This window comes from Anaerosphaera aminiphila DSM 21120 (assembly GCF_900129925.1).
In the GTDB taxonomy this organism is placed as follows: domain Bacteria; phylum Bacillota; class Clostridia; order Tissierellales; family Peptoniphilaceae; genus Anaerosphaera; species Anaerosphaera aminiphila.
The window spans coordinates 263320-283511 of record NZ_FQXI01000001.1; the positions used below are offsets into that span (position 1 = coordinate 263320).

Annotated in this window: 16 protein-coding genes and 2 other annotated features; of the genes, 6 read left to right on the forward strand and 10 right to left on the reverse strand. The window is 31.4% G+C overall.

Annotation, left to right across the window (positions count from 1 at the left end):
• Positions 1–61 precede the first annotated feature (61 nt).
• Positions 62–781, forward strand: a complete 720-nt coding sequence (gene pgeF / locus BUB47_RS01385; RefSeq protein WP_073183043.1) for a peptidoglycan editing factor PgeF — start codon at positions 62–64, stop codon at positions 779–781.
• A 39-nt stretch (positions 782–820) separates the two neighbouring features.
• Here pgeF and ftsH read toward each other — a convergent pair whose 3' ends face one another.
• A complete protein-coding gene (gene ftsH, locus BUB47_RS01390; RefSeq protein WP_083529040.1) occupies positions 821–2629 on the reverse strand; it encodes an ATP-dependent zinc metalloprotease FtsH in 1809 nt (602 codons plus the stop codon).
• Between the two features lie 176 nt (positions 2630–2805).
• Between ftsH and BUB47_RS01395 the strand changes: the two genes are divergently transcribed.
• On the forward strand, positions 2806–3360 hold the full coding sequence (locus BUB47_RS01395; protein ID WP_073183046.1) for a GerMN domain-containing protein: 555 nt from the start codon (positions 2806–2808) through the stop codon (positions 3358–3360).
• A gap of 21 nt (positions 3361–3381) precedes the next feature.
• Here BUB47_RS01395 and recR read toward each other — a convergent pair whose 3' ends face one another.
• From recR to dnaX, 3 genes are read right to left on the reverse strand one after another with little or no spacing between them, the layout of a single operon-like run.
• The gene (gene recR / locus BUB47_RS01400) at positions 3382–3984 is read right to left on the reverse strand and encodes a recombination mediator RecR (RefSeq protein WP_073183048.1); all 603 of its coding nucleotides are present in this window, start codon (positions 3982–3984) and stop codon (positions 3382–3384) included.
• Between the two features lie 2 nt (positions 3985–3986).
• Positions 3987–4331: a YbaB/EbfC family nucleoid-associated protein gene (locus BUB47_RS01405; RefSeq protein WP_073183050.1), complete on the reverse strand. Its 345-nt coding sequence runs from the start codon at positions 4329–4331 to the stop codon at positions 3987–3989.
• 9 nt (positions 4332–4340) lie between these two features.
• Complete coding sequence (dnaX, locus tag BUB47_RS01410) at positions 4341–6032, reverse strand: DNA polymerase III subunit gamma/tau (protein ID WP_073183052.1); 1692 nt, start codon at positions 6030–6032, stop codon at positions 4341–4343.
• Positions 6033–6199: 167 nt separating this feature from the next.
• Here dnaX and BUB47_RS01415 point away from each other — a divergent pair, with 167 nt between their 5' ends.
• The 4 genes from BUB47_RS01415 (at position 6200) to BUB47_RS01430 (ending at position 11172) form a co-directional block, all read left to right on the forward strand.
• Positions 6200–6448, forward strand: a complete 249-nt coding sequence (locus BUB47_RS01415) for a hypothetical protein (RefSeq protein ID WP_200779451.1) — start codon at positions 6200–6202, stop codon at positions 6446–6448.
• Positions 6449–6560: 112 nt separating this feature from the next.
• Positions 6561–8096, forward strand: a complete 1536-nt coding sequence (locus BUB47_RS01420) for a zinc ribbon domain-containing protein (protein WP_159430527.1) — start codon at positions 6561–6563, stop codon at positions 8094–8096.
• 116 nt (positions 8097–8212) lie between these two features.
• Positions 8213–8423: a binding site (T-box leader), on the reverse strand.
• A gap of 141 nt (positions 8424–8564) precedes the next feature.
• The gene (locus BUB47_RS01425) at positions 8565–9869 is read left to right on the forward strand and encodes a glutamate--cysteine ligase (protein ID WP_073183055.1); all 1305 of its coding nucleotides are present in this window, start codon (positions 8565–8567) and stop codon (positions 9867–9869) included.
• Positions 9859–11172 (forward strand): glutathionylspermidine synthase, encoded by a 1314-nt coding sequence (locus tag BUB47_RS01430; RefSeq protein WP_073183057.1) that lies wholly within the window; start codon positions 9859–9861, stop codon positions 11170–11172. The genes BUB47_RS01425 and BUB47_RS01430 overlap by 11 nt, the downstream gene beginning before the upstream one ends.
• A gap of 44 nt (positions 11173–11216) precedes the next feature.
• Here the strand turns inward: BUB47_RS01430 and BUB47_RS01435 are convergent, their stop codons facing one another.
• The 6 genes from BUB47_RS01435 to BUB47_RS01460 all read right to left on the reverse strand — a co-directional run bounded on the left by BUB47_RS01435 (position 11217) and on the right by BUB47_RS01460 (position 19842).
• Positions 11217–12434, reverse strand: coding sequence for an FprA family A-type flavoprotein (locus BUB47_RS01435; RefSeq protein ID WP_073183059.1), 1218 nt, complete (start codon positions 12432–12434; stop codon positions 11217–11219).
• 18 nt (positions 12435–12452) lie between these two features.
• Positions 12453–14381: an acyl-CoA dehydrogenase family protein gene (locus tag BUB47_RS10180; protein WP_073183397.1), complete on the reverse strand. Its 1929-nt coding sequence runs from the start codon at positions 14379–14381 to the stop codon at positions 12453–12455.
• 491 nt (positions 14382–14872) lie between these two features.
• On the reverse strand, positions 14873–17611 hold the full coding sequence (gene secA, locus BUB47_RS01445) for a preprotein translocase subunit SecA (protein ID WP_073183061.1): 2739 nt from the start codon (positions 17609–17611) through the stop codon (positions 14873–14875).
• Positions 17612–17838: 227 nt separating this feature from the next.
• Positions 17839–18165 (reverse strand): GNAT family N-acetyltransferase, encoded by a 327-nt coding sequence (locus BUB47_RS01450; protein ID WP_407639554.1) that lies wholly within the window; start codon positions 18163–18165, stop codon positions 17839–17841.
• Positions 18149–18403: a (4Fe-4S)-binding protein gene (locus tag BUB47_RS01455; RefSeq protein WP_073183065.1), complete on the reverse strand. Its 255-nt coding sequence runs from the start codon at positions 18401–18403 to the stop codon at positions 18149–18151. The genes BUB47_RS01450 and BUB47_RS01455 overlap by 17 nt, the downstream gene beginning before the upstream one ends.
• Positions 18404–18483: 80 nt before the next feature.
• Positions 18484–19842, reverse strand: a complete 1359-nt coding sequence (locus BUB47_RS01460; protein WP_073183067.1) for a TrpB-like pyridoxal phosphate-dependent enzyme — start codon at positions 19840–19842, stop codon at positions 18484–18486.
• A gap of 91 nt (positions 19843–19933) precedes the next feature.
• Positions 19934–20166 (reverse strand) — a binding site (T-box leader).
• Positions 20167–20192 lie beyond the last annotated feature (26 nt).

Genomic DNA, 20192 nt, shown 5'->3' on the forward strand with positions numbered 1-20192 from the left:
ATAAACTAGCTAGTTGTTAAAACAACTAGCTTTTTCATGCTATAATTAGTTAGGTGATAATATGAAATCAAATTTATTAGAGTCCATTGGACTTCAAAACAGTATAGCCACTAAAAAATATAATTTTAAATATAAAAATAATAGAGATAAAATTGGAAGTGACATGAAGAATTTTTTAGCAGAATCTAATTTAAATCCAAAAATCATTTTTACAGCAATTCAAACTCACAGTAACAACGTTGTAGATGCCAAAGGTGGAGATGATTTTATATACGGAAAAATTATTTCCAATGTAGATGGCTTAGTAACTAATGATAGAGATACTGCACTGGTAATTAAATTTGCAGACTGCACTCCAGTAGTTTTATATGACCCAATTAAAAAAGTTCAGGCAAGTGTTCACTCTGGCTGGCGAGGAACTTCCACTAAAATTTCAGAAATTGCAATTGAAAAGCTCATCTCAGATTATAATTCTAAACGTGAAGATATGTATGCATTTATTGGCCCTTCTATTGATTTTAACCTATATGAAGTGGGCTCAGATGTATATGATGAATTTAAGCACTTTAAAAATAGAGATATATTTTTTAAAAGAGAATCTGAGAATAAATTTAAATTAAATATGAAACTTGCAAATGAAGTGTTACTATTGCAAAACGGTATTTTAAAGAAACATATTGAAGTATCTAAAGAAAATACCTATTCCAATCTAAACCTGCACTCTGCAAGAAGAGATGGAATAAACTATGGTTTAAATGCCATTGTTACACTTATAAAATAGAGAAACCTCTAGGCTAATTAACCTAGAGGTTTCTTATTTTTATTCTTCGTGTTTCTTTAATATTTCCATAAATTCTTCTCCGGTAATTGTCTCTTTTTGTAGCAAATAATTTGCTATTTCATGAACTGCATCAACATTTTCTTTAATAATGTTAATTGCCTTTTCATGGGCTTGTTCAATTACCTTTTGAACTTCAATGTCAATTCGCTTAGCTGTCTCAGGTGATACACTTAAAGATGTATCTCCACCAAGATATTGATTAGTAAGTGTTTCCATTGCAACAAATCCAAATTCTTCACTCATTCCATACCTTGTTATCATAGCTCTTGCAATTTTAGTAGCCTGTTCAATGTCATTTGATGCTCCAGTAGTTCTAAGTGAGAAAAACAGTTCTTCTGCAGAACGTCCCCCAGTTAGAGTTACGATTTTATTAAATAAATCTTCTCTACTCATTAAGAATTTTTCTTCTTTATCAACTTGCATTGTATATCCCAAAGCTCCACTTGTTCTTGGAACAATAGTAATCTTATGAACTGGCGCAGAATCCGTCTGTTTTGCAGCAACAATTGCATGACCAACTTCGTGATATGCAATAATTTCTTTTTCCTGTGGTAAAATAACTGCGTTTTTCTTTTCATATCCTGCCAACACCACTTCAACAGACTCTTCAATATCTCTTTGAGTCATAATGTCTCTGTTTTCTCTTACAGCTCTAAGAGCTGCTTCATTGACCATATTTGCAAGGTCTGCTCCACTTGCTCCTGCTGTTGATCTTGCAACTGCATTGTAGTCAATATTCGGATCTTTCTTTATTTTTTCTGCGTGAACTTTCAATATTGCTTCACGTCCTGCTAAATCCGGAAGTTCCACAGGAACTCTTCTATCAAATCTACCAGGTCTTAACAGTGCTGGGTCTAGTGAATCCGGTCTATTTGTAGCTGCTAAAATAACAACTCCATCATTTCCCTCAAAACCGTCCATTTCTGAAAGTAACTGGTTAAGCGTCTGTTCTCTCTCGTCATTTCCAGAAAATCCTGCTCCATCACGTTTTTTTCCTATTGTGTCAATCTCATCAATAAATACTATACAAGGTGCTTTTTCGTGAGCCTGTTTAAACAAATCTCTAACTTTTGCAGCTCCAAGCCCTACAAACATCTCCACAAATTCAGAACCTGAAATTGAGAAGAAAGGAACTTTTGCCTCTCCTGCAACTGCCTTTGCAAGTAAAGTCTTTCCTGTTCCAGGAGGGCCTACTAATAGAGCTCCCTTTGGAAGTTTAGCTCCAATTTGAGTATACTTTTTAGGATTGTGCAAAAAGTCTACTATTTCAGTTAACTGTTCTTTCGCCTCATCTTGCCCTGCTACATTTTTAAAAGTAATGCCGTCAGTTGACTCCACATATATTTTTGCATTGGACTTTCCAAAGCTCATTGGACCTACTCCGCCACCGTCGCCCATTTTTTTGGACAGTACTTTTGAAAGTAAATACCAAAATGCAGCTAAAATTAAAAATGTGCTTAACATTTGTAAAATAATTGAAAGAAACGGATTCATAGGTTTAGTGTATTCTTGTTTAAAATCTACATTTTTGTCATGTAGCTTATCTGTTAAAGTCCAATCTGCCGCTCTTGCAGTTTCATATTTTTTAACATTGCCCTTAGAATCTTCAGTTTCAAACTCTACTTTTTGATCCCAAATTGTAGCGCTTTTTACCTTGCCCTCGTCAACATATTCTAGAAACTTACTATAATCTACTTCCGTAATTTCTTCTTTACCCTGTAGCATTGGATTAAAAACCAAAGGTACTGCAAAAATCAAAATTATAGCAATCACATAGTATATAAGCATAGGAAGCTTTTTCTTAAAATTTTTGTCATCCTTTTTTTTATTATCGGCCAATATCTATCACTTCCTTTCAATCAAATAGAAATTATACTACAAATTTACACAATATAATAGTATAATTTAAGAATACCCTATCAATAACTTAAATAATCATTTATAAATTTTACAAGGAGATTATTATGAAAAACTATAAAAAAATATTACTATCTTTATCTTTACTACTGATTTTCACTTTAACTGCCTGTTCAAAAAATGAAAATGCAGAAGTAAAAGAGGCATTAGAAAATACATCTTATGAAATTTCTCTCTACTTCCCATCTAAAGACTATGTGGAAAGTGGAAATGAAGAAAATAAGTTTGTAATGGTTAGCAGCCTTAAGTCAAATTCTGTTGACTTTGTATTTGACGCTGTTAAAGATTTAAAAAATGCTCCAAAAGTTTCTGGTGAAAGTGCTGAAGTAGTAGAAGTCTACCCTGCCATACCTGAAAAAATAACTATCAATTCAGTTAAAGTTAATGGATATACTGCCACTGTTGATTTAAGCTCTAAAGACTTAAGCGGTGGGAGCTTAGATGAAGAAATATTAATTTCTTCAATATTTAAAACGCTTACTTCTACAACTAACAATGGAGAAACTTTTATTACCAGTGTTCAGTTTACTGTTGATGGCGAAATAGTCCAATCTCTAATGGGTCACTTTGATGTAAGTAATGTAATAGAACAGGAAATATAAAAAGACACGTAAGTGTCTTTTTTATTTTAATTCTCTTCTGTTGTTTAACGCCGTGGAAATTGTTATTTCATCATAGTATTCCAAATCTCCACCAACTGGTATTCCATAAGCTATTCTAGTAGTTTTTATTCCCAGCGGAACTGTTATTTTTGATATATAAAGTGCTGTAGTATCTCCTTCAACTGTTGGATTAGTAGCTATTATTATTTCTTTTACACTGTCATCTTCCAATCTCTTTAAGAGCTCCCTAATTTTTAAATCATTGGGTCCTACTCCCTTTTGAGGTGATATAGTGCCATGCAAAACGTGGTAGAGTCCATTATAACACCTTGTTCTCTCCATAGCCTCAACGTCCTTTGGATATTCCATAACACATATTATACTATTGTCTCTCTTGCTGCTTGAACAAATTTTACATGGGTCTTCATCTGTAAAATTTGAACAAATGCTACATTCCTTTACATTTAATTTTGCATCTATAATAGACTCCGATAAGTTTTTAACTTCACTTTCCTTCATATCTATTATAAAATATGCCAATCTCTGCGCTGTTTTACTTCCAATGCCCGGCAACTTATTTAATTGGTTTATTAAATTTTCTATGGGCTTTGCAGTTGTCTTCATAATTACAGTCCCGGAATATTAAGTCCACCTGTAAGTTTATTCATTTCTGAACTTGCTTTTTGTTCAGCAACTCTCATTGCCTCATTTACAGCTGCGACAATTAAATCTTCTAACATTTCCACATCTTCCGGATCAACTACTTCTTCGTCTATCTTTAGTGCAACTAATTCTTTATTGCCATTTACTCTTGCCGTTACAGCTCCTCCACCTGAAGTTGCCTCAACTTCTTGAGTTTTTAAATCCTCTTGCATTGTTTCCATTTGTTTTTGAAGTTTTTGAACTTGTTTCATCATGTTGTTCATATTTCCTCCGCCACCTTTTGGAAATCCTGGGTATCCCTTAGCCATATTGTCCTCCTATATTTTTTGTATATTTTCTTTACCAAATACATCTTCTACTTTTTCAATCACACTTCCCTTGTCCTTTAAATTTGACAGTACAAACTTTACTTCTATACTCTCACTAAAGAACTTACTCAAAAATTCCGTTAAAAATTTTATATTGTCCTCATTAGAAATAGCCTTGTAGTTAAAAAAGTTTTTCTCATCATATTCTATAAACAGTGTATTGTCTTTAAAATCTGCAATTTTTGCCATTCCCAGAAGAACTGCCACATTTACTCTTCTCTGTTGTTTTATTTCATTTAAAATTTTATTCCAATTCTCTAAAATAATATCTAAAGTGATTTTGCTAACTGTAGTAGTTTTAGTTTCACCTGACTTAACATCTGTTTTTAAATTAAGATTTTCGGAATTAATTTCCTTTGAAATACTTTTAGATTGTTGAGTCTGTGTTTTTATTGTAGAAATCTCTACTTCCTCATCTAACTTTTGTAAAGTGCGTTCTACACTACTATGCGATTGTATTCTTTCTTCAGAAATATCTGTGTTTTCAAAACTTTTTCCTGAACTTTGTAGATTTTTTAACTTTTCTTCTAGTAATTCAACTCTTGCAGCTAAACTACTTTCATTTTCAAGACTATTTATTCTTATAATACTCATTTCAAAAATAGTTCTCTTATCTTGAACATACTTAACATTATTTAATGTCTCACTTAATATTTTAAGTATTTCTATTATTTTATCAATACTAATTTTTTTAGCAAGCCTTATATATTCATCTAATTTTGTAGTATAAAATAATTCTTTTGGATTTTTAACTGTTTTAACTACCATTAAATTTCTAAAATACATTATTAAATCAGATATTAATATAGTAATATCTTTTCCCGCCATGTAAATATTATCCAAAGACAAAAGTGCTCTGTCAATATCAGATTCTATAAGTGCATCAATTAACTCAAATATTATATCGTCATTAGTTACTCCCAGTATCTCTATAGCCAATTCATAGCTAATATGCTCATCTGTAAAAGACAGGCACTGATCTAAGAGTGAAAGTGCATCTCTCATTGCCCCATCGGAGTTATTTGCAATTAGAGCATATACTTCATCATCACATGATTTATTTTCAAGTTCAGTAATTCTCTTTAAATTTTCTATTATGGTATTTGTACCGATTCTCTTAAAATTAAATCTTTGTGTTCTAGACAATATTGTTTGAGGTATTTTTTCAGGTTCAGTTGTTGCTAAAATAAATATTAAGTGTTTTGGAGGCTCTTCCAATATTTTCAAAAGCGCATTAAAAGCTCCCTTTGAAAGCATATGAACCTCATCTATTATATAGACTTTGTACTTAGATGTAGAAGGTGGGTATATAACTTTTTCTTTTAATTCCCTAATGTCATCTACTCCATTATTTGAAGCTGCATCCATTTCAACTACATCCATAACTCTATCTTCTAAAATTGCCCTGCAGCTTTCACATTCATTACAAGGTTCTCCATCTTTTGGATTTAAACAGTTTACTGCTCTTGCAAATATTTTTGCAGCAGAAGTCTTTCCTGTTCCCCTAGTTCCTGAAAATAAATACGCATGGGACAACTCTTCATTTTTAATTTGATTTTTCAAAGCCATAACTATACTATCTTGTCCTAAAAGCTCTCCAAATGTCTTTGAACGGTATTTTCTATACAGTGCCTGATACATTAAATTCACTCCCCAAGTAATTATAACATGATTTTAAACTTAATTCTTTATGTTCTTATTTAAAAATATTTTATAATTCCATTACTTTTTACATTCTATACACTTAAATTTCACAGATTGCAGGTATTATATAGATAATCATTTATTACTTAGGAGGTATTATTAAAATGAAAATTAAAAAAATTCTTAGTGTTGCTACTGTTGGTGTTATGATGTTAGGTTTAGTTGCTTGTGGTGGAAAAGAAGAAGCTCCAGCAAACAACGCTCCAGCTAATAACACAGTTGAAGAACCAGCAGCAAACAATACTACTACAGAAGAACCAGCTGAAGAAGAAGCAGCTACTGAAGAAGAAGCAGCTACTGAAGAAACTCCAGCTAACGAAGAAGCTCCAGCTGAAGAAGAAGCAGCAAAATAATTTAACTGATTTAAAAAGGAAGCAAATGCTTCCTTTTTTTATTATTTAAAATAGAGTATCTGTTTTTTTTATGCTATAATTAATTAAACTAACATAAAAGAAGGTGAGCTTATTGTTTTGTTCAAATTGTGGAAGTAAAGTTTCTCCAAATGACAACTATTGCCCGGTCTGTGGCAAAAATTTAAAAAATGTTAAAGTTTCAATTGTCGATGAAAGCAATAAAAAAGAAGAAAAACAAGTAAATTTAAATGACTCCACTAAAGTCTTTAAACCTATTACAAATCTTGATGGAATAGATACAACTGACGATATTAAAAATATTATAAAAGCAGTTGACGAAAAAATCTCTCAAAATATTTCCGATTATGAAAATAAATCAATTTCAAATGACACATATGGCCCTGAAAAAAACAGTTCTAAAAATCCTAAGATTGTTAAACCGTCTGAAAAAACTGCCCAAAAAGCAGAAGTATTAAGTAAAGAGTCAAATGAAAAAACTGACATTGCTCCTGACACTGTAGTTGACTCAATAGAGGAAAAATCTGTTCCAAAGAAAAAAAGAAACTTAAAAGAAGTTTGGAAAGATTTTATAAATGAAGATGATGATGAATTTTCAATTTTTTCCTCTACAAATGAAAAAAAACCTTTAACTAAGGAAGAGGACATTGAAATATCTTCTTCAACTGAATATACAACTTCTATGGAAAACACTTTAGGCATACCTAAGGTTGCTATAGAAAAAGCTCTTTTAGAAAGTGAAAAAGAAGATTCTAAAAAAAGCTCAGACTTAAAAGATAAAAGTTCAGATGAAAGTAAAAAAGAACAACCTGTCAGCTATAAAAGTTTTACTGAACAAGTTAATGAAGAACTTAAGAAAAATAAAGTTGAAGATTCAGATTCCGTTAAAGAAGACAAGGATAATTTTTTTTCTAAAATAACAAAAAAAGCATCACAACAGAAAAAAAAAGTAAAAAATGAAGAAAAAAGTGAAAAAAATACACTAGATAATCCTAACTCAAAAGAAGATAAATTAAATTCTAATATTGGTGAAGTTAAAACCACAAAAAATTTTAGCACTACTTTTAAAAAGCACTTATTAAATTTAGAAGAATTTATAAATAAAAAAAATATTGAAATATTGGAAAAATTTTCTTCCTATAGAGCAGATTATACTAGAGTAATGCTACTGATATGTATACTTCTCTCTTCCCTACCTATAATTATTAGTATGAGAAGAATTTCCATAAGTTTATTTGTTTTAATAATACTTAAAAATTTATTTGAGATTTTTAAATTTTATTTTTCACTAAATATAGCCACTGAAAAAGATTGGATTGAAACCAGTGATGAAGAAGTTGTCAACTACTCCCTTGTCAATTGGATGGTATGTGAAGCATTCTTGTTTATTGCATTTGTATTCTCTCCATGGGATGGTTTGTTTTCATTTAGTTTACTTAGTTCTCTAATGGCCCTACCACTTGCAACTATACTACTATTTATATTTGCAACTTTAATTTCAATAGGACAATATTGGGGACAACTTAAAGATAAGAGTAAAGTCAACTTTGTTGCATGGTATTTAATTCCATTTATATTATTTGACTTTGTTTCAAAAATTATATTTATAATTGCAAATTTAATGATTTAAAATTCTACGAAAAAATAACACTATTTAAATAGTGTTATTTTTTCGTAGAATTTTTTAGTAAAAATATTATTTAAGTTACTAATTATGAGTATAAAAAAATCTCTTTTTGATTTACAAAAAGAGACGATTTATCCGTGGTACCACTCTTGTTGATGCCATAAAGACATCCACTCAAAATCTTTAACGCGATTATCCGTAAAGAGCTAAATTATTTCACTCTAAAATCTCCATGGTCCTATTTCATATTAAATCCATTCTTCGGCTCTCATCTACACCAAATTTTCTGTAAAACTTCAAAAATACTACTTCCCACTTCATAAATTATATAACTTATTGATATAATATCATTTATTAAAAATTTGTCAATACCATTTTTAACTTTCTTTTAAATTACTTTAGAATATTTAAGTACATTATTGGGTAAATAAGAATTAATAGTATTTAAATACTTTAATTAATGGAGGAAATATGAAATATAACAAACAGATTGATAGGATCGTTAATTATATAAAATCGGGCGAAAAGAAAAAAGATGATTTTACTGTTGGAGCGGAATTTGAAAACTTTATAATAGATAAAGATACTTTAAAAACGGCTTCTTACTATGGAGAAAATGGTGTCGGTGAAACTCTTGCAGAGCTCTCTAAAAACCTTAATGCAAAACCTTTTTTTGATGGAGAGTATGTATTAGGCTTTGAAAAAGATGATTGGACTGTATCCACTGAACCTGGATCTCAATTTGAGCTAAGTATTAAATCTAAAAAAAATATAGTTGACCTTGTAAATAGCTATGAAGATTTCATTAGAATAGTAGAACCTATCTTAGCTAAAAAAAATCAAGTTTTAATTTCTTTAGGATACCATCCTAAGACTACTATTGATGAGATTAAAATACTTCCTAAGGAACGCTACTCTCATATGTTTAATTACTTTAAAAACAAGGGTACTATGGCCCACAACATGATGAAGGGAACTGCATCAGTTCAAGTTGCAATTGATTTTTACAATGAAGATGATTTTAAAAAGAAATATTTTTTAGGAAGTGCGCTTTCACCTGTTTTATATACTATGTTTGACAATAGTTTTATTTTTGAATCAAAACCCTATGATAGCAATAATTTAAGGCAAAAAATATGGGAAAATACTGATTCTGATCGCTCAGGTGTACTACCTATTGCCTTTGACAAAGACTTGTCCTATGAAAAATATGCTGAATTTATTTTAAATTCTCCTCCTATTTTTATGGAAAAGGACGGAGAAATAGTTAGCACTGGAGATACACTTTTTAAAGATCTATTTAATCCTGATACTGATTCCGATGATGATATTTTTCACGCTATGAGTATTGTTTTTCCAGATATTAGATTAAAAAAATATTTAGAATTTAGAATGATGGATGGTTTAAAATATCCTTTAAACTTTTCTGTTGTAGCACTTATAAAGGCTCTTTTTTACAGTGAAGATAATTTAAATATTTTATATGAAAAATTTAAAGATGCCTCTTATAAAGATGTTATTGATGCAAAAAACTCAACACAGCAGTTGGGACTAAACGGAGAATATCTTGGTGAAAAAATCTATGACTTGGAAGAATTTATTTTAAACCTTGCAACAAAGGGTTTGGCTCCCGATGAGGTTAAGTATTTAGATCCTATAATAGAATTATCTAATAACAGACAAAGACCTAGAGATATATTTGAAAACTCCTATAAAAAATATGGACTTAACAAAGCAGTTTTAGAAAATAAAATAGAGGTGCCAGATGTACAATAATGAATATGTAGAAAAATATATTAATCTTGTAAAGAAAGATGAGGAGTTATATTTTAAAGACTATTTAAAATATCAGGACAACATTGCAAAATCTAATGCAATATACAAAGGCGAACCTGTCCCCGCTCTATATCAAGGATTTTTTTATTCTGAAAGAGAAAAAGAAAATTTTAACAAAATGACAAAGGTTCTCGTAAGTATTACCAATAAAATTACAAGTGAATATTTAACTAATAGCCAATACAGAAAACTATTTAACTTTTCAAAAGACTTAGAGAACTTAATTATTCACGATCCGGGTTATACTATTCCTGCTCCAATGGCTCGATATGACATGTTATATGCAGGAGCGGATAAATTTAAATTCTGCGAATTTAATACTGATGGAACCTCAGGAATGAATGAAGATAATATTATTGGAAGTCTATTAATGCAGACTGAGGCTTTTAAAAGTTTTAAAAAAGACTATGAATTGGAAAATATAGAGCTCTTTACACCATGGGTAACAGAGTCTACTAAAATATATGAAAATATATATAGTAAAAAGCCTAATGTTGCAATTGTTGACTTTTTAGATATTGGAATATCCAGTGAATTTGATGAATTTAAAAGATACTATAATAAACTGGGCTTTAACTGTGAAATTTGTGACGTCAGAAAGTTGACATATACTGATGGCAAGTTAAAATGCGATGATTATGAAATAGATTTAGTATATAGACGTATGGTCACAAAAGAATTTATGAAACACTATAATGAGCTACCTGAGTTTATTGAAGCTTACTATGACAATGCCTTTATGATGTTGGGATCTTTTAGGTCTCAAATAATGCACAGTAAAATTATATTCACTATATTATCTCACGAAATTACTAAGGGCATTTTATCTGATGAAGAAAATGATTTTATAGAAAGACACTTTCCTGAAACTTGTCTTTTAAAAGATGAAGACGACATTAGAATTTTAATGGAAAATAAAGATAAGTATATTTTAAAACCTGCCGATGACTATGCAAGTAGTGGCGTTTATGCTGGAAAAGATTATTCTTCTGAAGAATGGAAGGAAAAAATAAATACTTCTATTGATTTAAATTATATTTACCAAGAATTTCTTGAAGTTGAACCACTGAGTTTTATTGAGTTTAATGAAAATGGGAAATTAGAGGTTAATAACTTTAATGCAGTAATCGGGATGTATATATACAACGAAAAATTTATTGCACCATATACTAGAATAGGTAAAAATTCCACAGTAGGAGGTCAGGGAAACTACTACTCTGCTCCTAATATACTAGTAAAATAAATAACTGCTCTTAAAAGAGCAGTTATTTTTATATTTATTTTTAATTAATCATTATTAATTGAATCTACTACAGCTTCAACAAGAGAGTCGATATCTGTTAAGTTCCCTTCTGAAAGTGCAGAGTTCAATGTTACTCTCTCATTTAATACGTCCATCATACGCATTTCTTCATCTAAGAATTTTTCCATTAAGTCTCCAGATCTAGGTGCCCATGATCCATTTTCTACAATGGCAAATGTTCTATTTTGAAGATTTAACAACTTCATTTCTCTTAAATAGTACTCCATTTTTGGATATATATTTAAGTTATAAGTTACAGAGCATAAGATTATATTACTTAATCTAAATGTTTCAGCTATTAAATAAGATGTATCTGTACTTGAAACGTCATATAGTACAACGTCTTTTATACCAGCATCATATAGTTTTGAAGCTATTACTTGAGCAACTTGTTCTGTATTTCCATACATTGAAGCGTAAGGAATTAAAACTCCCTTTGTCTCTGGCTCATATTTGCTCCACTTGTCATATTTATCAAGTATATAACCTAAGTTTTCTCTCCAAATAGGTCCGTGAAGTGGACATATCATTTTAATTGGAAGTGTAGCAGCTTTCTTCAAAACTGATTGTACAAATGGTCCATATTTCCCAACGATATTTGTATAGTATCTTCTTGCTTCATCTATCCAGTCTCTGTCAAAGTCTACTTCATCTGCAAATAGTACTCCATCAAGTGCTATAAAACTTCCAAAGGCATCGGCTGAGAATAGTATTCCGTCAGTTGTATCAAAGGAAACCATTGTCTCTGGCCAGTGAACCATAGGAGCTTCAACAAATGCAATGTTGTGCTTTCCAAGTGAAAGACTGTCTCCTTCTTTAACTATCATTAACTCATGATCATCTATTGATCTATATCTAAGTTGTCTCATATAGTCAAATGCTTTTTCTGTAGCAACTACTATACATTTTGGATATCTTATTAAAATTTCTTCAATTGCTCCACAGTGATCCGGCTCCATATGATTTATAATTAAATAGTCAAGATCCCTGCCATCAAGTACTTCTCTAATGTTTTCAAGTAAATTTCTTGTTACTGACCAGTCAACTGTGTCAAAAAGAGCTGTTTTTTCATCCATCATCAAGTATGAGTTATAAGAAACTCCTTGTGGTATTGGATGGATATTTTCAAATAATGCCAATCTATGGTCATTAGCTCCGACAAAATATAAATCGTCAGTTACTTTTCTAATATTATTTAGCATACAATTTTCCCCCTTAAATTAGCGTCTTCCTTCAGGAAACTCAACTTCAATAAATTTGTCTTTTTCCTCACCGCAGTCTGGACAAATCCAATCATCAGGTATCTTTTCAAACATAGTACCTGGATCAACTTCACCATCTGGATCTCCAACATTAGGATCATATTCGTATCCACATCCAATACATGTGTATACTTTATAGTTTGGAGCTAATTTCTTAGGTTTAGATCTCTTCATCTTCTTCATTGGAGGTGCTGGTTTCTTTTCTTCACCAGTATTTAAAGCTTCTATTAGTAGTGGCAAAATTTCTTTTAAATCTCCAACTATACCATAGTCACAATTTTTAAATATAGGTGCATTTCCATTTATATTAATTGCCACTATTGTAGCAGCATCTTTTATTCCCTTTAAGTGCTGAGTTGCTCCTGAAATACCACAAGCTATATATAGGTTACCCCTAAACTTTTGACCGGACATTCCAACGTATCTAGTTAGTGGAACATATTTTAGAGTTTCTGCAACTGGTCTTGATGCACCTACTGAAGCCCCTGCTTGTTTAGCTAGTTCTTCAATTAACTTCATGTTTTCCTTAGGACCAATTCCCTTACCTGCACTTACAACACGTTCAGAATCTACGATTGGTGTATTAATATCAATACCAACTGTAAAGTCATATCCATCTTGTTTTAAAGCATCAACTAACGCTTTTACTTTTTCTTTAGCTGTTCCATCTTTAAAAATTAATCTCTTTCTCTCGCCTGTAATTGGTCCACCTTTTTTAACAGATAAAACAGATTTTTCCTTAGGTTGTCTTCCTAAAATATGTGATGCAATTACAACTCTTTGAATTTCGTTAGTTCCTTCATATATTGTAGTTATTTTAGCGTCACGATAAGCACGTTCTACTTCTATTCCCTTGATATATCCTGAACCACCGTATATTTGAAGTGCATCATTTACAACTTCAAGTGCTATGTCTGAAGCATATTGCTTAGCCATTGCTGCTTCCATTCCGTATGGTTTATCATTTTCTTTAAGTTCTGCAGCTGAATAAACTAAAAATCTAGCTGTTGTCAACTTTGTAAGCATATCTGATATTTTAAAAGAAATTGCTTGGTTAAATCCAACCGGTTTTCCAAATTGAACTCTCTCTTTAGAGTACTGTACTGCATTTTCATAAGCACCTTGAGCAATACCTAGTGCTTGAGCTGCTATACCAATACGTCCACCATCAAGAGTTGCCATTGCAATTCTAAATCCTTGACCTTCTTTTCCCAATAAGTTTTCCTTAGGAACTTTTACATTGTTAAAATTTAATTCTGCTGTTGAAGAAGAACGAATTCCCAATTTATCGTAATGGTCTCCAAAAGTAAATCCTTCCCATCCTTTTTCAACTATAAAAGCACTTATGCCCTTAGTTCCAATTCCTGGAGTAGTTACAGCAAATACTACATAAGTATCAGCTACAATTGCATTTGTGATAAATATTTTTGTACCATTTAATATATAATAATCCCCATCTAATTCTGCAGTTGTCTCTGTTTCACCAGCGTCACTTCCTGCATTTTCTTCTGTTAGTCCAAAAGCTCCAATTTTAGATCCATTAGCTAATGGTATTAAATATTTTTGTTTTTGTTCTTCTGTACCATATGCAAATATTGGCCAACTTCCAAGTGATACGTGTGCAGAAAGTATAACTCCTGTTCCACCATCAATTCTAGAAAGTTCTTCCACTGCTATAGCATAACTTAAAATATCTTTTCCCATTCCGCCATATTTTTTCGGAAAAGGCAATCCCATAAATCCCATTTCTCCAAATTTTTTAATTGCCTCTGTAGGAAATTCATTATTTTGATCCAATTCAAATGCTATAGGTTTAATTTCAGTTTCTGCAAATGCTCTGATTTCTTTACGTAGGTCTTCATGTTCTTTACTTGTTTGAAACAACATAGATTTACCCCCTTTTTCACTTTTCAAATTTTGTACTTCTTCCTTATCAACTTTAGAAAATTTTTTCTGTTCATCTGTAAATTTATCATCTTCAGTCGTTATATTACTTTTTACTACTTCTGCATTTATGTCCTTTTTTTCTTCTGTTGATCGCTTCTTTTTCTTTTTAAAAAAACTCATATTATGCACCCCCATATTATAATAAACGTTTATGGGAAACGTTTTTCATACTTACATTTTTAAACTGTATTATATTATTTGTGCAATCCCAATATAATACTATACTAATATAGTAATGTATCAACTTGCCCATGTCAAGCTATTTTAAATTTATTTAATTTAAAATATAACATACTTTTTTACTAGTAATATAAAATTTTGTCAAACGTAAATATAAGTTCTTCTTTATAAAGGATACCCTTTCATAACTTTTTTTAACAAAAAAAACTTCCCAAACATAGAAATATTTCTATATTTGGGAAGCTCTAATATTATTGATTTTTTCCGCAACAGTTTTTATATTTTTTACCGCTACCACATGGGCAGGGATCATTTCTTCCAATTTTTTTATCTTTTCTAGTATAGGGTTTATGTTTCCCTGTATCTGGATTCACAGTATCTACTTCTTTTGCAACTCTAACTCTTTGAACTCTTTCAGGATTCAGTACATGGTATAACATCTTTACTGTGTCTTCTTTTATAGCTTCATTCATCTCTTCAAACATGTCAAATCCCTCTTGACCATATGCTCTAACAGGATCGGTCTGTCCTACTGCCCTAAGTCCTATACCCTTTCTAAGTTGATCCATTGCATCTATATGGTCCATCCATTTTTGATCAACTACTTGAAGAAGTACCACTCTTTCTATTTCTCTGAACTTATCGCTTCCAAATTCAGACTCTTTTTCACTATATTTCTCTTTAGATAACTCTTTTATCTTGCCTTCTATATCTTCAGCTGACAGGTCTTTAAATTCTTCCAAGTTTCCCTTATCTATACCAAATTCATCTCTTACAAAATTACTCAATCCTTCAAGGTCAAGGTGTCTTTCGTTATGATCTGTAAGTTTATTATAAAAGTCCACATTCTTTTCAATTACGTCTTCTACCATAGTAGAAATATAGTCTTTTAAATCTTCTCCCTCTAGAACTCTTCGTCTTTCAGCATAGATTACTTCTCTTTGTTTATTCATTACATCGTCATATTGAAGTACATGTTTACGAATCGAAAAGTTATTTCCTTCAACTTTTCTTTGTGCTGACTCTATAAGTCTAGTTAAAATTTTAGCTTCTATTGGTTCATCTTCTGGAGCATCTATTTTTTCCATTGTATCTTTAAATCTATCTCCGGCAAAAAGTCTAATTAAATCATCATCGCCTGAAATATAAAATCTTGTTGAACCCGGATCTCCTTGACGTCCAGAACGTCCTCTCAATTGGTTGTCTATACGTCTAGATTCATGTCTTTCAGTACCAATTATGTGAAGTCCTCCTGCATTTATAACTTCTGCAGCTTCTTTATCAGTTTCAACTTTAAATTTTTCAACTAATTCTTGATAGTCTTTACGTGCCTTTAATACATCTTCATCTACAACTTCATTAAATGTATCTACTTGTTCTAAAACTTCAGGTTCTATTCCCTTTTTAACTAACTCTTTTTTAGCCATATGCTCTGCATTACCGCCAAGTACAATATCCGTACCACGTCCTGCCATGTTAGTGGCAATGGTTACAGCTCCGTAACGTCCTGCTTGAGCTACTATTTCAGATTCTTGAGCATGGTTTTTAGCATTTAGTACATTGTGTTTTATTCCAGCGCGCTTTAAATACCTTGATAGTTCCTCAGATTTTTCAATTGAAATCGTACCTACTAGAACCGGTTGTCCCTTGGTATTTGCTTCTTCTATATCTCTTACTACTGCTTTAAATTTAGCATCTTCATTTTTATAAATTGAATCATTGTTATCTATTCTAATTATAGGTTTGTTTGTAGGTATTTCAACAACGTCAATATGGTAAATATCTCTAAATTCCTCTTCTTCTGTCATTGCTGTTCCTGTCATACCTGCCAGTTTTTTATACATTCTAAAATAATTTTGGAATGTTATAGTTGCAAGTGTTTTTGATTCAGCTTTTACAGATAAGTTTTCTTTTGCTTCAATTGCTTGATGTAGTCCTTCCGAATATCTTCGCCCATACATTAAACGACCTGTAAACTCATCTACAATTACAATTTCTCCATCTTCAACGACATAGTCAATGTCCCTCTTCATATTTCCCTTAGCTTTTAAAGCTTGGTTAATATGGTGAGAGATTTCCATATTTTCTAAGTCTGATAAGTTGTCGATTCCAAAATATTTTTCAGCTTTTTCTATACCTTTATCTGTAAGTGTAGAACTTTTATCTTTTTCTGATATTACAAAATCAACTGTCTCTTCTTCAAATTCTCTGTTAAATCTTTCAAAGCTGGATTCTTCTTCAGTTTTTATTCTAAAGCTCAAGCTATTTATAAAATCTCTTGCTCTAACGTATAATTCTGTAGATTCATCACCTTGTCCTGAGATTATAAGAGGCGTTCTAGCCTCGTCTATTAAGATAGAGTCAACTTCGTCAACGATACAATAGTTTAAATCTCTTTGAACCATTTCCTCTTTGTATACAACCATGTTATCTCGCAGATAGTCAAAGCCAAATTCGTTATTAGTACCATAAGTAATGTCAAAATTATAAGCTTCTTTTCTATCAGCCGGCTCCATATCATGTATAACACATCCAACTGTCAATCCTAAAAATTGATATACTTTTCCCATCCACAACATATCACGACTAGCTAAATAGTCGTTGACAGTTACAATGTGTACACCTTTTCCAGATAGTGCATTTAAATAGGCCGGCAAGGTTGCAACTAAAGTCTTTCCCTCTCCAGTTCTCATCTCTGCTATACGTCCTTGGTGTAATATTATTCCACCCATGATTTGTACTTCGAAATGCTTCATTCCAAGTACTCTCCAAGCAGCTTCTCTTACAACTGCAAATGCCTCTGGTAATAGATCATCTAAGCTCTCACCATTTTCATATCTATTCTTAAACTCAGGCGTCTTTAATTTTAATTCTTCATCTGTTAACTTTTCAATTTCATCTTCAAGACTCACAACACTATTCACTAGAGGTTCTATTTTTTTTATTTCTCTATCACTGTAAGATCCAAAGACTTTTTCAAATAAGCCCATGCAATCATCCTTTCTATACTTAAACTATAATTTTATCATTACTCATTGTTAACTTCAAATTATTATACAATATTTCCTATTTTTAACTGAGATATATTATATACTTAAATGACGGAAAAATACATGATTTTCTCAATCTTAGTACAATCTTTACATTTATTTTATGAAAATAAAAATATCAATGGAAATCCATTGATATTTTTTGTATTACTTATATTTTAAATAACTTATCCCTTATATTCTATTTCTTGATATTCTGGCTTTTGATTAAACTCTCTTCTTGCAAAAGGACATAGTGGAACAATTTTTTTCTTTTCTTCAATTGCAAGATCTACTACGTGTTTAACCAAATCAACGGCAATATTTTTGCCTCTAAAGTTTTCATCTACATAAGTATGATCAATTATTAAAATTTCATCCCCTGCTCTTGTGAATGTTACTTCTCCTGCCTCAACTCCATTTTCATAAGCTGCAAATCTTTCAAAATCATTTCCCTTTTCAAATTTGTATTCAATACTGTTCATTAACATTACCTCCTTAAGGTAGAATTTCATCAGAGTCTTTTAATTTGTATTTAAGAGCTCCTGAAGGACAAGTTTTTATTACTTCTTGAATTCTTTCAGTGTGACTTGCCAAAGGCATTATCCATGGTTTTCTCTCTGTGTCAAAAACTTCATTGTCCCCTTTAACACATTTTCCTGAATGTTCACATACTTCTAGGTTGAAATATATGTCTATATTTTCACCCTCATATTTTTTGTAGTTCTTTGCTAATAAAGTTTCTTCAGTCATATTACTACCCCCATTTAAAATTTATATCACTTTATAGATACCACTAAATTAAAAAGTTAAACTATATTTAGTTTCAAGTTTTAAAGCTCTCCAACTAAGTCTAGTTTTAAATCTTCATCTGATGGAATATAATCTTCCATTGTACCCTCTAAGTATGATTCATAAGCTAACATATCAAAATAACCAGTGCCTGTCAATCCAAACAAAATAGTTTTTTCTTCTCCCGTTTCCTTACACTTTAATGCCTCATCTATAGCAGCTCTTATTGCGTGAGCTGATTCAGGTGCCGGTAAAATCGTCTCAGTTTTTGCAAACATAATAGCTGCTTCAAAAACTTTTGACTGCGCATAAGACACAGCGTCCATATATCCATCGTGATATAGTTTAGAAATTATAGGACTCATCCCATGGTATCTAAGTCCTCCGGAGTGATTTGCCGCAGGAATAAACCCACTTCCCAATGTATACATTTTAGCAAGAGGTGTTATTTTCCCAGTATCACAATAGTCATATACAAATTTTCCCCTCGTAAGTGATGGACATGAAGCTGGCTCTACAGCTATAATCTTACTATCTCTTGTACCTTTTATATTGTCAGATATAAAAGGTGCTATAAGGCCACCCAAGTTGGAACCTCCACCTGCACACCCAATTACTATATCTGGATATTCTCCATACTTTTCAAGGGCAATTTTTGACTCCAATCCGATAATAGACTGATGAAGTACAACTTGATTTAAAACAGATCCTAGGACATATCTTGAATTTGGATCCATTGAAGCCACTTCAACCGCCTCTGAAATTGCACACCCTAAAGAACCACTGGTGTTAGGATTTTCTGCAAGAATTTTTCTTCCAACTTCTGTAGTATCACTAGGACTAGGGATTACTTCTCCTCCAAAGACTTTTATAATATTTTTCCTAAAGGGTTTTTGCTCATAAGAGGATTTAACCATAAAAACTTCTAAGTCCATATCAAATAAACTACAAGCTATTGCAAGAGCTGTCCCCCATTGCCCTGCTCCCGTTTCTGTTGTTACTTTTTTTAACCCCTGTTTTTTTGCATAGTAAATTTGGGCTATTGCAGAATTTAATTTATGGCTTCCTGAGGTGTTATTACCTTCAAATTTATAGTAAATTTTTGCAGGTGTATTTAATTTTTTTTCTAAATTATAGGCTCTTACAACTGGAGATGGCCTATACATTTTATAAATTTCTCTTATTTCTTCTGGTATTGGAATATACCTATTAGTATTGTCTAACTCTTGATCTACAAGTTCTGAACAAAACACAGCTTCTAATTCTTCTTTTGTTATAGCTTGTTTTGTAGCCGGATTTAATAAAGGGTCAGGTTTATTTAACATATCAGCTCTAATATTGTAATAATTCTCCGGTATTTCATCTTCTGTTAAATAAATTTTATAAGGTACTTTTGACATAATATAGCCTCCTATTTTTAACTAAAAACTCCTCGCATCTAAAGTGTAATACTAATTAAATTAAAAAAGCCCTCGAAAATCTCTACAGATTTTCAAGGACAAAACAATCATTTTGCGGTGCCACCCTGATTGATAGTATTATGTACTACCCACTCTTCGAATGCTACAACACTCTATCTCTATTACGGGAGAAGCCGTCTTTGGATACTAATTTCCCCAAAGCCCTCAAGGGTCCATTTAATAAGTCATTTCTTATGAAACTCTCACCATCGTTCACTCTCTAAAAAGTTTAACTTATTTTTACTTCCCTATCTACAGTTTATATTAAAGTAGCATACCCTCTTTAATTT